Annotated in this window: 11 protein-coding genes and 1 tRNA gene; 4 read left to right on the top strand and 8 right to left on the bottom strand. The window is 67.1% G+C overall.

What is annotated here, in order from left to right; translation table 11 throughout:
- Window positions 1–46: 46 nt before the first annotated feature.
- A complete protein-coding gene (locus tag R2707_07760; GenBank protein ID MEZ5244975.1) occupies window positions 47–1,453 on the top strand; it encodes an amidase family protein in 1,407 nt (468 codons plus the stop codon).
- A gap of 87 nt (window positions 1,454–1,540) precedes the next feature.
- Here the strand turns inward: R2707_07760 and R2707_07755 are convergent, their stop codons facing one another.
- The 3 genes from R2707_07755 to R2707_07745 form a co-directional block, all read right to left on the bottom strand.
- The gene (locus R2707_07755) at window positions 1,541–2,164 is read right to left on the bottom strand and encodes a hypothetical protein (protein MEZ5244974.1); all 624 of its coding nucleotides are present in this window, start codon (window positions 2,162–2,164) and stop codon (window positions 1,541–1,543) included.
- On the bottom strand, window positions 2,161–2,721 hold the full coding sequence (locus R2707_07750; GenBank protein MEZ5244973.1) for a sigma-70 family RNA polymerase sigma factor: 561 nt from the start codon (window positions 2,719–2,721) through the stop codon (window positions 2,161–2,163). Before R2707_07750 ends, R2707_07755 begins: the two co-directional genes overlap by 4 nt.
- A 164-nt stretch (window positions 2,722–2,885) precedes the next feature.
- Window positions 2,886–4,442: an alpha/beta fold hydrolase gene (locus tag R2707_07745; protein ID MEZ5244972.1), complete on the bottom strand. Its 1,557-nt coding sequence runs from the start codon at window positions 4,440–4,442 to the stop codon at window positions 2,886–2,888.
- A gap of 118 nt (window positions 4,443–4,560) precedes the next feature.
- Between R2707_07745 and R2707_07740 the strand changes: the two genes are divergently transcribed.
- Together R2707_07740 and R2707_07735 are read left to right on the top strand one after the other, a co-directional pair.
- A tRNA-Val gene (locus R2707_07740) sits at window positions 4,561–4,634 on the top strand.
- A 243-nt stretch (window positions 4,635–4,877) separates the two neighbouring features.
- Window positions 4,878–5,891 carry a site-specific integrase gene (locus R2707_07735; GenBank protein MEZ5244971.1) on the top strand — a complete coding sequence of 338 codons (1,014 nt, stop codon included), beginning with the start codon at window positions 4,878–4,880 and terminating at the stop codon, window positions 5,889–5,891.
- 548 nt (window positions 5,892–6,439) lie between these two features.
- Here the strand turns inward: R2707_07735 and R2707_07730 are convergent.
- From R2707_07730 to R2707_07710, 5 genes are all read right to left on the bottom strand, one after another.
- The gene (locus R2707_07730; protein ID MEZ5244970.1) at window positions 6,440–6,898 is read right to left on the bottom strand and encodes a hypothetical protein; all 459 of its coding nucleotides are present in this window, start codon (window positions 6,896–6,898) and stop codon (window positions 6,440–6,442) included.
- Window positions 6,899–7,491: 593 nt separating this feature from the next.
- Entirely contained in the window at window positions 7,492–8,106 is a 615-nt protein-coding gene (locus tag R2707_07725; GenBank protein MEZ5244969.1) for a hypothetical protein, read from the bottom strand.
- 701 nt (window positions 8,107–8,807) lie between these two features.
- Window positions 8,808–8,987, bottom strand: a complete 180-nt coding sequence (locus R2707_07720; protein MEZ5244968.1) for a hypothetical protein — start codon at window positions 8,985–8,987, stop codon at window positions 8,808–8,810.
- 854 nt (window positions 8,988–9,841) lie between these two features.
- The gene (locus R2707_07715) at window positions 9,842–10,966 is read right to left on the bottom strand and encodes a nitronate monooxygenase family protein (protein ID MEZ5244967.1); all 1,125 of its coding nucleotides are present in this window, start codon (window positions 10,964–10,966) and stop codon (window positions 9,842–9,844) included.
- A gap of 5 nt (window positions 10,967–10,971) precedes the next feature.
- Window positions 10,972–11,403, bottom strand: a complete 432-nt coding sequence (locus R2707_07710; protein ID MEZ5244966.1) for a PaaI family thioesterase — start codon at window positions 11,401–11,403, stop codon at window positions 10,972–10,974.
- A 121-nt stretch (window positions 11,404–11,524) separates the two neighbouring features.
- Here R2707_07710 and R2707_07705 point away from each other — a divergent pair, with 121 nt between their 5' ends.
- A complete protein-coding gene (locus tag R2707_07705; GenBank protein MEZ5244965.1) occupies window positions 11,525–12,772 on the top strand; it encodes a cytochrome P450 in 1,248 nt (415 codons plus the stop codon).
- Window position 12,773 lies beyond the last annotated feature (1 nt).

Genomic DNA, 12,773 nt, shown 5'->3' with positions numbered 1-12,773 from the left:
GGCGTAGGTTCTGTCACCCGACCCCTCCCACGATCGTGAGCAAGAGATGAGCGTCCCCGATTTCCGAACCGTGACCGTGCAGGAGCTCGCCCGGCGGGTGCGTGACCACGAGCTCAGCGCGAGCGAGGTCACCGAGGCCGCACTGGCTCGGATCGACGAGCTCAACCCGGTCCTCAACGCCTTCGTGGCGATCGACGCCGAGGCCGCCCACGCCCAGGCCGCCGTCATCGACGCTCGGCTCGCCGCCGGGCAGGAGGTCGGTCACCTGGCCGGCATCCCGATCGGGGTGAAGGACCTGGAGGACGCCGAGGGGTTCGTCACCACCCGTGGGTCGTTCGTGACCGGTGGCGCCGGGCCGGCGGCGGCCGACTCCACCGAGGTCGCCCGGCTGCGCGCCGCAGGGTGTGTCGTGATCGGCAAGACCAACACGCCCGAGGACGGCTGGACGGGCGACACCTACAATCCGGTCTTCGGCGCGACCCTCAATCCGTGGAACACCGAGCGTTCGCCCGGCGGATCGTCGGGTGGCTCGTCGGCGGCGATCGCCTCGGGGATGGTGCCGCTGGCGACCGGGTCCGACGGTGGCGGCTCGATCCGCATCCCGTCGGCGCTCACGGGGATGTCGGGTCACAAGCCCTCGCAGGGGCGGGTGCCGGGCGGTCCGTCGCCGATGGGGGCGAGCGACTTGTCGACGGTCGGGCCCATGGCCCGGCGCATTCGCGACGTCGCCCTCGCCCTCGATGTGGTCGCCGGCCCCTCGCCCGGAGATCTGCGTTCGCTCGATGCGCCGACGCGGTCCTATCGCGAGGCCCTGGCCGAGCCACATGCCCCGAAGCGGGTGCTGTGGGCGCCGTCGGTCGAGGGTCAGGAGCCCGACGGCGAGGTCCATGCGATCTGCCGGGCGGCGGTCGACCGCATCGCCGATGCCGGGGTCGAGGTCGTGGAGACGGGGCCGGTGTTCGACGATCTGATCGGCCCGTTCGCCCTGTTGTTCTTCGGCGGGATGGTGCCGGGGTTCCGGGCCGCCATCGACGATCCCGAGGTGATGGCCCGGGTCACGCCAGGGCTGCAGGGGATCATCGCCTACGCCAACGAACTGCTCACCCCCGACTCCGTGGAGGAGGCCCGCAAGGACTCGCAGCGCCTGTCGATCGCGTTGGCCGCCAGGATGGCGGGGTTCGATGCCTTGCTGTCGCCGACCGTGGCCGGCCAGACGCCCGTGTCGGAGCGGCAGGGCACGATCGATGGCGAGGAGAGCGAGGCGTGGGTCAGCTACACCTACGGCTTCAATGTCACCCGCCGCCCGGCCGGGACGACCAACGCCGGGTTCACCGCCGACGGCATGCCGGTGGGGTTGCAGATCGTCGGTCACCAGAACGACGACCTGGGCACGCTGATCACCACGGCCTGGGTCGAGGACCTCCTCGGCTTCGACCCCATCGCCCCCCTCTGACCCGCCACACCGGTGTCAGACACCCGCCACAGCGGTGTCAGACACCCGCTACGAGAAGGTATGGGTGTCTGACCCCGCCGTACTTTCTCAGGAGGGGAAAGCCTCGTCGAAGAAGGCGAGGAACTCTGGGGTGGCGGGGCCGCTGAAGCCGCAAAAGTTGACCGAGCCGTCGGCGGCGGTGATCAGGTACTGCTCGCCGATCTCGAACGAGAAGCCGGCGATCAGGGCCTCCATGCCGGGCTGCGCGTGGAGCTCGACGGTTGTGGTGTCGTCGTCGCCGGCGTACCAGCGGTCGACGGTGAGGGTGACGATCTCGCCGTCGATCGCGGTGGCCGTGCCCGCGAACGCAGGCGACATCTCGGCCAGCATCGCGGGCTCGGGTCGGATGCACGACGCGAACGGGTCGTCGGCGCCGAGCGAGAGGACCAGCGGGGGAGCGGCGGCGACCTCGTTGCCAGTGTCGTCGTCGCCGAGGTTGGCAATCGCGAAGCCGGCCACGACCAGGAGGACGAGCGCAGCCGCGGCCGCGATCAACCAGGGGGTTCGTGCGCGCGGCAACGTGAGTTGGTCGGTGGTGTCGGGGGAAACGGGGGTGTTCATGATCTGCTCCAATCGGGCACGAGACGACGGCGTCGTCAGTGGTTCGACGGGCACATCGTCGGGGACCGGGTCGAGTCGCCCGAGGCGGTCGCGAAGTTCGTCTTCGTTCACCGGTCCTCCTTCGTGTGGCCGTCGAACCGTTCATGTCCGGCAGGCGCATGATTCTGTCGGGAAACTTCCTCGTCGAGCCGGCGACGAATTCGCGAGAGCCTCACGCTGACCGCGTTGGCGCTCGTTCCGAGGACCTCGGCGATCTCGCGAGCCTCGAGCCGTTCCCAAGCCCACAGGCGCACGATCTCGCGGTCGTCATCGCCCAGTCGTGCCATGGCGTCGTGCAGGGCGGCGTCCGCGTCGTTGGTCCAGGGGTCAGGGCATTCGGTCGCGGCGGTGCGAGCGGTCTTGTCGGCGAGCCGGAGCCGGCGGATCGTGCCGCGTCGATGGTTGGCGAGGCAGCGGCGGGCCACGCCGTACGTCCACGGGAGTCGACGCTCCACGGGGAGGTCGTCGAGGCGGCGCCAGATCGTCAGCAGGGTGTCGTTGAGCACCTCGTCGGCATCGTCGGCCGGGCAGCGTCGACGCAGGTAGCGCTGCACCGGTTCGTAGACCTCGGCGACGGCCTCCTCGAACGCGCGGCGTCGCGCCGGATCGGAGGGCGCCGAGGTGTCCATGCCGAATCCGACGACGGTGGCGCCGGTCTGGTTCCCGGCAGGCGCGGTCGGCTGTAGCGGGTGTCTGACACCGGCAATGCTGCGCGGTGCGTGGAGTTTCGGCTGCACCGAACTCCCGGTGTGGCGGCTGAGAAGGTATGGGTGTCTGACCCCGGCGTACTTTCTCAGGCGCTGATGGCCATGCGGCGGGCGGCGCGGGCGAGGGGGCTGCCGGGGGTGCGGCCGAGGTAGCGGTTGAGTTCGTCGATGTCGTAGTCGCCCGTCACGAGGAACACGTCGCGGGCCATGCCATCGGCGGTGGACACGTCGGCGGCTGCGATCGACACGCCGGCGTCGGCGAACCAGCGGCAGATCGCGTGGAGCAGCCCGGGGCGATCCGGCGACGTCACCCGAACGAAGGAACTGTCGCCCGTCTCGCCGAGCACGACGGCTTCGGATCGGTCCGATGGAGTGAAGCCGGGGAGTTCTCCGCCGGGTGAGAGACGGCCGAGGTTCGCGGCGCGGAGCTGCTCGCCGATGACATCCCACCGACGTTGGGGGATCGGACGGTCGGCGTGGACGGTCACGGCGTGCAGGGCGACGTTCAACTCGGGCCAGGTCATCGCCGAGGCCGACTCGACGGACAGTCCGGCTGCGGTCAGCACGGCGACCGTGTCGGCGATCAGCCCGGCACGATCGGTGGCGACGACGGTGAGGCGGTGCGTGCCGTCGGTACCGACGGGCTGGACCACCGCGCGCAGTTCAGATCCCTTGGGACGGGGATGGCAGAGGGTGAGGTCGGCGGCGAGCACGCTCGGCGGCGCACTCAACAGCCACAGCGGCGAGACGCCTTTCAGCAGGCGCGACACGGCCGGCCCGGTGAGGGAGGTGCCGGCCAGGATCTCGCGGAGCTTCGTGGTGGTGGCGGTGGTCGTCTCGGCGCGGTGTTCCGCGGCCTGGACGTGGATCATGTTGTCGAGCACGTCGCCGAACGCGTCGGGGCTCGCCAACAGCCACGAGTGGCCACCGCGGACGACCTGGCCCTCTGCGCCGAACGTGGAACAGAACGTGTCGAAGGCTGACATGGGGATCACGCCGTCACGGTCGCTCCACAGCACGGTCACGGGTAGGTCGCCCGCGGCGAGGTTGGCCATCTCCCGACGCAGGTCGGCCGAGATGGCGACGAACGCAGTGGCCGCGACCCGGAGCGGGTCGCGACTGGCGTTCTTCAGGAAGACCCGCTGCGCCTGGCGGGCCCGGGCGCCGCGCGGAGAGGGCGAGAGCATCCCGAGGACGGGATCGATCATCGAGCGGGCGAGGTCGACCACGCCCTGGCGCTTCGCTCCCGACCAGATCGCGTCGGGGTCGCCGACCGAGTTGAGGATGACGAGATAGCGGGTCCGGTGGCGGTGGTTGTGGGCGAACATCGTGGCGATGCCGCCGCCGAAGCTGTGGCCCATCACGACGACGGGTTCGTCGATGCCGATCGCGTCGAGGAAGGCGTCGACCCAGCGGGCGTAGGCCGGCAACGACTGGTCGTGCAGCGGAAGACCGGCGGTGCCGCCGAAGCCGGGAAGGGCCGGCGCGATCACCCGACAGTTGCGAGCGGTCAAGCGGCGGAGCGAGCGCTGATAGGCCCGATGGTCGAGGCCCCAGCCGTGCAGGAACACCACGGGGAGGCCCCGGCCACCGGTCGCGTAGTGCGCCTCCTTCCCATGCACCGTCGTCTTGGCCGAGATCATGGAGCGCAACGTAGGAAGCGTGTGTCTCGGCTTCGCGTCGGGAGTGTGAACGGCGCGAGAACGACGGAGAGGCGGCCGGTTCGTTTCCGGAGCCTGATCGGATATCGTCTTCGCTTCCGGGCGATTAGCTCAGCTGGCTAGAGCGCTGCCTTCACACGGCAGAGGTCGAGGGTTCAAGTCCCCCATCGCCCACTCGGAAAACCCCAGGTCAGACACCACTTCCGGCCCGAAAGAGTCGGGTGGCTCACCGCCCATCCCATCCGCTCATCCCATCTGTCGCAGGTGGCCGGTACTTTGCGCCTCATGCAGGGATCGGTTCGTCAACGGGCTCGCGGAGTATGGGAAGTGCGTGTCTACAAGGGCAGGCATCCCGCGACGGGCACGAAGCTCTATGTGTCTCGCACCGTTCGCGGCGCGAAGCGTGACGCTCAGGCCGTGGCGCGGACCCTGGTCGAGGAGATCGAGGCAGACCGCCCTTCAGAAGCCGACGATCCGGAGTGGAGCATCACGTTCGGGGAGTGGCTCGATCAATGGTGGGTGCAGAAGGAGAAGACGCTCTCGCCATCCAGCGTCTCGCCATGGAGATCTGCGATCCGAAAGTACCTCCAGCCCCTCCTGGGCCACCAGGTGCTCTCGGAGCTCCGGGTGCGGCATCTCGAGGCTGTCTACCGGCAGCTGGTCGACGGAGGTCTGTCGCCGGCGCGGGTGCAGAAGATCCACACGGTCGCTTCTGTCGCGCTGAACGACGCCGTGCGCCGGGAGCTGATCGCAGCGTCGCCGGCCAACCAGGCCAGAGCCCCGAAGGGACAACGTGTGGAACCGAATCCGCCCACGCCCGACGAGGTTGCACGACTCCTGGCTGCCGCGGAGGCCGACGATCCTGAACTCTTCGTGTTCCTGACGGTCGCGGCCAACACCGGGGCCAGACGAGGCGAGCTGTGCGCGCTGCGATGGTGCGACATCAACTTCGCCGGGAGCTTCGTCACCCTGGCCAACGCCGTCGCCAAGGGGGGCGGTGATGGCGCTGTGGTCCGCCAGACGAAGACGGGCGCGGTATCTCGAGTCGCGGTCAGCACACGTGTGCTCGAGATCCTGTCGCGACATCGTTCGCAGCGGGTCGCGCTCATGACGGAGCTTGGCGCACGCCACGACGACCGGCATTTCGTGTGGAGCCAGGGGATCGACGGCAACCGGCCGGTCTACCCGGACACGATCTCCGTTCGGTTCAGACGCCTTTCTCGCCGTCACGGCCTCGAGCATGTTCAGCTGAGACAGTTCCGCCACTACGCGGCCACCCAACTGCTCTCGGCAGGCGTCGATGTCCGAACGGTTGCGGGAAGGCTCGGTCACTCGCGTCCGGCGACAACCCTCGACCGCTACGCGGCCTTCCTTCCTGCACGAGATCGAGAAGCGGCCGAGCTACTGGAGACAATCCATCGGTCGGAGTGACGCAGCGCCGCGAGCCTGGCCGCGTGAGCGGCGTTCACGCGCTGTCGACGGATCCAGCCGACAACTCCAGCGGATCGCTCGACGGGCTGCTCGCGGCTGCGAGGAGCGACTCCAAGGCCCGAATCGGAACCACAATGCGCCGGCCGAGCCGAATGGCCGGCAGCGCGCCCGTCCGAGCGAGTTCGTACGCAGTCGACTTCGAGACGCCGAGTACGGATGCCGCTTCGGACACCGTCAAGGTCGCCGGACACAGTCGCTTGTCCTGTCCTTCGTCTCGCTTCGCATCTCCCATGACCCTCGTTCGGGAGCACGAACGCGCCCGAGCGGACGCGATCCCACCGTCCCTCGCAGTGCCTGCCGACGCCGAGGTCGATCCTCCGCGCGCGTCGAGAGTTCGCTCCTCTTCGAGCCCACCGACCTGCGCGACGAAACCGCTACGAGCCCGCGACGAAACCGTGAGACACACTTGCAGGTTCCGCAAGCGGAACCCGCAAGTCTCATCCGACGAGGCCGCGAGTTCCGCGGGCCGATCTCGCCCAGTTGTCCGGCTACCAGAAGCCCCCGCGCCTGCGTTCGAAGGGGAACCCGCTGTTGGCGAGCTTTCGCTCGGCCGACTCTGTCTCCTGTGGGATGAAGCTGGCCCGGAGGCGCACACCGCCTTGAAGGAAGATGTCGAGGCGACGCCAGTGTGCGAAGGTGCGCAAGACGAGGCGGTCGATGTTCTCGATCGGGATCTGGTACCTCGGCGACCCTGAAGGCGCCAAGATGAGGCGGTCGTGGCCGACGAGTAGCGCGCCGCCGGGGATGAGGATGTCCGTCGCACGGTGGTTGTAGCGGCCCTCGATTCTCAGTGCTTCGCCTTCGGTTTCTGCCCCGGCGGCCGTCAGTAGCCCGGCCTTGAGAGCCTTTGGGACGCTGAGGCGACTGGCCTGCCGGAGCGCTGAGCCGGCGACCACCAGCGCCGAGAGGACCGGGACCACGACGAACGGAAGCAGGGCCGTGTCCACCACTCTCCAATCCATCGACGATGACAAATCGAAGAGTACTCGGACGATGGCGCGCCCTCGGCAGGGCACAGCTCTGGCATATCTGCCCGCCAGCTGAGGTGGCGACCCACTCTCGGAATCCCCGGCGCGACGACACCCCTATGGACATCCACACCAATGCACCAGCGGGTGCAGCGCGACGGCCACGAGCGGGCAACGGTCTGGTCGGTGCGTCTGGCCTTGCCGCCGACATGACGGTCACAGAGCTCCTGACGGTGAACCGGTGACCTGGCCGTCAACCTGGTCGTCAACGTGGCCGTCAACGTGGTCGTCGGCCAGGTCGTGTTGCTCGCGCCCGTGGCTGGATGCTGTTGTCGGTCCTTCGCCCTTTCGGCGGGTTCGTCCACGGTGGTCACCGAGTCGCCGGGTTCACTCGGGATTGCTGCTTCCGGGACTGGTGCGAGCCATTGCGGCGCCGCGACTATGCAGTGCTCGATATGGGCCGAAGTGCAGTGCGCTCCACTCGCTTGGTTTGCGGGTTGCGGCGCCGCATTGTCGCGTGTTACCTGCTGACAGTTGTGACCCACCTGCACGGATCGGCAGGTTTGGGCACGTCACGGCCTGCGACGCGTCCGGAGCGGCCACCGCAACTGGCTGAACCGCAGCGCAGGCCGTTGACTCGCTTCGGCCAGGTCCGGCTTTGCTGGATAGATTCCCGCGCTCGAGGTGCGTACGTCGCCGGCATTCATCGCATCCCACCAACGCTTACCGCCTGCGGCGAACTCGTCGAGCGAGATCGGGCGACCGTCCTCGGCGTGAACCTCGAGGCGATCGAACCACGCACGAAAGTCCAGATGATGATCGGAGCCGTCGATGTGCCCTTCTTGGAACAACTCGATGGTGTGCGCGCTCACCCCGGGAGTCCATTGCTCGTCGAGGCTGAGGCGGTTCGACCAGCGTGTCCAGTGCTCATCGGGCGTATCGAAGAACTCCCACCCGTAGACCGACGAGCCCCCGAACGCTCGCACTACCGCGGAAAGCTCCGAATGGCCGAAAGGCAGCACGACAGCCTCGTCGTCGTCCCACCTGCCGAGCCGATGAGAGGCCACGACTCGATCCACGTCGACGAGGACGACCGACACCTTCTCGTGACCCGAACCACCTGACCCGGCGGGAAGCGTCAAGACATCGAACGCGAGGGCAATTCGACGACGATCCGCATCGACCACGACGTCGAACCATGTCGCCTCGTTCAACGCAAGGTCGATCGTCGTGGGCAACGCAGTTCCGTGGGACATGATCTCAGCATCGCGCTCACAGCACGAGCGCACGGTGCCCGACCTGGTGCCGCGAGCAGCAGGCGGGTCTGCCGCAGGCCGCCCGATCAGGTATGCAAACTCCGTTCGCGCCGCCTCGATGGAACTCGCTCGCGAAAAGTGGCGCAGCAGCAGAGCGTCGTCCGCAAGCCAATGACCGAACGGAGAGCGCTCACACCGCCGTGGCCGTCGACCACAACCCGCCTCGCGATACCTCGCACGGCTCCGGGGCCGGAGTCGAGCGCGCGAGACGCCCGCAGCGGTGCGTATCGGCTGTCGTTACCGGGTGTCCCAGACCGGCACTTCGGTGCTAGTCCGATCTACTCCGAGTCCGGCTCGCAGTCGAGCCGGCCGATGGACTCGCCCCGGTTCGTCGAGCTCTCGCTCGCCGACCGGCCTTCGAGAGTACGAGCCGGGTCCCATCCGTGCGGGAAATCGACAGCAGACAGGCGACTCACGCCGCTAGTGCGTGGCGGGCGAGATCCGCAGAACTCGCCGAACGTCTCATCGGCGAACGCGACCATGGCAGCAGCCGCAACGTCCATCGAGACCAATCCTCCACCCCATTCGACATCATTCTGCTGCGGCCAGGCGAGGGACTCACCTTCCGGGCGTCAGAGAAGTTGGTCGAAGTCCAATCGGGCTTGATCGATCTTTCCGTTGAGTATGAGGTGAAGGTGGTCGCTGAAGCGTCGCAGGTACTCGTACGACGTGGGGCACTCGACAACGACCTGGTTGGTCGAGACCGGTTTGCCGCCGCGCCATTCCTCCGCAGCGAGACGGGCTGTCACCACGACCTGCCCCTTTTTCGCCAACGGGTGCCACGGTGAGACCGATGAACTCGATGTAGTCCTGGACATCTCCGAGTCCCGCCGAGAATGCGACCGGCGAGTCTTCGTGCAACGGGTACTGCTTGAGTGCTTTGGCGAACTTCGACAAGCGTCGCCGATCGACCCAAGCCTGGCCGACGCCCTCGAATCCGGCGTAGCGGGCGCGAACGCGCAATTCACCTGAGTACTCATCGTCGGGGAGGTAGACGACGTCAACTCCTTCAGCTACCTCGTCCGGGTCCACGAGTACAGGATGCCAGGTCACGCGCGGTGGAAGCCGACGGATATCCGTATTCGGCAGTCAAACGGCGGTCTGCGCAGGTACGGCTCATCTGGAGCAACGCTTCGGCGATGGGCAACGCCTAGTGGGATAGTCGCGCAATAGTCGCGAAGGCCCCGGATCTCGCCGGATCGCAGCGAACCAGGCGGACGCGACAGCGCTCTGACCAGCACGAACGGGACCTGCCCGCGCCACTCGGACGGTCCGAGGCCCGCTTAAACTTAAGCGCGGGCCGGAATCTCCGGTCGAGCGCCGCTCATCACCGACACCTCCCTCGAGGAGTGGAGGGACGTGCTCGCGACGAATCTCGGCGGGACGTTCCTTTGTCTACGAGCAGTAGCCCGGCGGAGGGTCGAGCAAAGGGGGAGGTGGCTCGCTCATCGTGATCTCGTCGACGCCCGCGCTGCACGGAGCGCCATGCTTTCCGCACCACGCGACGTCGAAAACGGGCCTGCTCGGCTTGACCGCTGACCGCAACGACGGAGGTTCCGAGCGACACACGCTCGCGCTCCGTCGACGCGATGTGGAGGCCTCGATGTCAGGCGTCGAGATGACCCGAGAGAGCGGTGATGGTGTCGATGAACTCCTCGACCATCTGGAGTACCACGCGGTCGGCGGGGCGGACCGTGTTGATCGAGCCGACGACTTGTCCGACGAAGTAGGTGGCGAGTTCGTGCGCGCCGGAGCCGGGTGTCGTGGCCGACCGGTTGATGCGATTCAGGGCAGCGCCGACGAGGAGCGGTTGAACGGGCATTGGTAGCGGCTTCGGTGAGTCTTCGCGTTCCCACTCGTCGGTCCACGCGGTGCGGAGCATTCGCGCAGGCTTGCCCGTGATCGATCGCGAACGAACGGTGTCACTCGACGTCGCCGCGAGAAACTTCTGCTTGACCACTGGTTCGGTCTCTGCCTCGGCGGTGGTCAGCCAGACTGAGCCGGTCCAGACCCCCGATGCCCCCAACGCCATCGCGGCGGCCATGTGTCGCCCGGACGCAATACCGCCCGCGGCGAGCACCGGCACCGGTGAGACGGCGTCGACGACCTCGGGCACGAGCACCATGGTCCCTACTTCGCCGGTGTGCCCTCCCGCCTCGGAGCCTTGGGCGACGATGATGTCGGCCCCGGCCTCGGCATGCTTTACCGCGTGCGCCGTGGTCCCGGCGAGCGCGGCGACCTTGACGTTGGCGGCACGGGCTCGGTCGATCACGTCGGCGGGGGGTGGGCCGAGTGCGGATGCGATGAGTCTGATCGGGTGCGCGAACGCGATATCGAGCAGCGGCTCGTAGCCAGCCGGCGACACGTTCAAACTCATACCCCGAGGGCGCTCACCTTCAGGGAGATCGGGAACTCCGAAACGCTGCAGGATGTCGTCGACGAACGCCTGATGTGCGGGCGGAAGCAATTGGCGGAGCGCGTCTCGATCGAGACCGCCTTCTGTGTCACCAACGTACTTTTGTGGCAGCAGGAGATCGACGCCGTAGGGACTGCTCCCAACCTCTGCGTCGATCCACGCGAGATCGATCTCGAGTTGCTCCGGACTGTGAGCAACCGCCCCGAGCACACCGAAGCCGCCGGCACGAGACACGGCGGCTACAACGTCTCGGCAGTGGCTGAAGGCGAGGATCGGAAATTCGCACCCGAGTTGTTCGGTGATGAGAGTGTTCATGCTGATCAGCCCTTCGGGAGAACGATGGTCACGGTGCCTTGGGCGGCGCAGACCGCCTTGTCGTTGTTGGTGATGTCGATGCGGGCGACTCCGCTGCGCTTCGTGAGCGAGATGATCTCGGCGACAGCGACGCACACACCCGACGACACCGGTCGGAGCAGGTTGAGTTTGAACTCTGTGGTTGCCACCCAGGCGCCCTTCGGGATCACCGGGTAGAAGACCACACCAAGGCAGTGATCGACGAACGCCGAGAGGCAGCCACCGTGGAGATTGCCGAAGGGGGTCAGGAGATCTTGTCGGGCATCCATCTCGGCCTCGAGTCGGCCGGCAGTGAACGCGGCGTGACGGAAGTCGAGATATGTCGAGATTCCTCCGGTCGCCGTGGCAGCACCGAGCATCCGCTCGGCCGTTCGCTCATCGAACAGTTCAAACTCCATCAGACAACCTCCGCGATCCTCGTCTCGACTTTATGAATGAGACACTAGTAGAGTTGTGTTTCATCGAGCGAGTCGGACTTGCACGACCACCACTCACCACCCACCACCATCGGAGCCACTCATGACCGAACGCACCGCCGGCGACTTGCCGATTTCGCCCACCAAGGACTGGGGCCGCGATCTCGACATACTCGATCCGCGGTTCGTCGCCGACCCGGCTGGCGTGTGGCGTGAACTGCGCGACGGCTGCCCGGTCGCCTTCTCGGAGCGCCGTGGGCGCGCCTGGATGCCGGTCAACTACGACGACATCACGACGGTTGCCCATGACACCGATCACTTCTCGTCGAGGCGGATCGGGGTCGTCGATCTGCCCGAGAGCGAGCGGGAGGGACGACCGTTGCTGACGGCCCCACCGATCACTTCGGATCCTCCGGAACACACCTGGGCGCGACGGATCCTGCTCCCGGCGTTTTCGCCGGGGCGAATTGAGACGATGACGCCAATCACCCAAAGCCTTGCCCGGGAGCTGCTCGACTCGATCGCGGAGGGATGCGACGCGGATGCGGCGCGGGACTATGCGCAACACATCCCGGTGCGGGTCATCGCACATATGCTCGGCGTGCCCGCTGCCGACGAGGAGATGTTCACGAACTGGGCGGTTCGCATCCTCCAGGAGGGTTTCAACGATCTTCAGAAGAGCCTTGATGCGATCCTCGAGACGTTGGAGTACTTCGGCGTCCGCGTGGACGAACGCGCAGCGCTGCCCGCCGATCAGCGGCCCGACGACCTCATCACGCTGCTGGTGGAGACCGAGATCGACGGAGAGCCGCTCGACCGGCGCCACCTGCTGGGAACCTGTTTCCTCCTGCTGATCGCGGGCATCGATACCACCTGGAGTGCGATCGGTTCGTCGTTGTGGCACCTCGCAAGCCATCCGGAGGATCAGGCACGACTCCGCGCCGAACCCGACCTCATCGACTCCGCCGTCGAGGAACTCCTGCGTGTCTACAGTCCGGTGACGATGGCGCGAGAAGTGTTGTCCGACGTCGAGGTCGCGGGGTGCCCGATGAAGTCCGGCGACAAGGTACTGATGTCGTTCCCGGCGGCAAACCGCGACCCGGCACAGTTCGAGAACCCCGACGAGTTCATCATCGATCGCCAGCGCAATCGTCACGTCGCGTTCGGCTCGGGAATTCATCGTTGCCTCGGGTCCAACCTGGCGAGGATGGAAGTGAGGGTGGCCATTCAGGAATGGCTCGCCCGCATTCCGACCTTCGAACTCACAGATCCTGCCGCGGTGACGTGGACAGGCGGTCAGGTGCGGGGACCTCGTACGATTCCCGTCCGATGGTCTGCGACCCAACCGTGAT

The organism is Acidimicrobiales bacterium (genome assembly GCA_041394245.1).
In the GTDB taxonomy this organism is placed as follows: Bacteria; Actinomycetota; Acidimicrobiia; order Acidimicrobiales; family Aldehydirespiratoraceae; genus JAJRXC01.
Note: the sequence above shows the minus strand (reverse complement) of the source record. Positions and strands in the feature narration are given on the sequence as shown.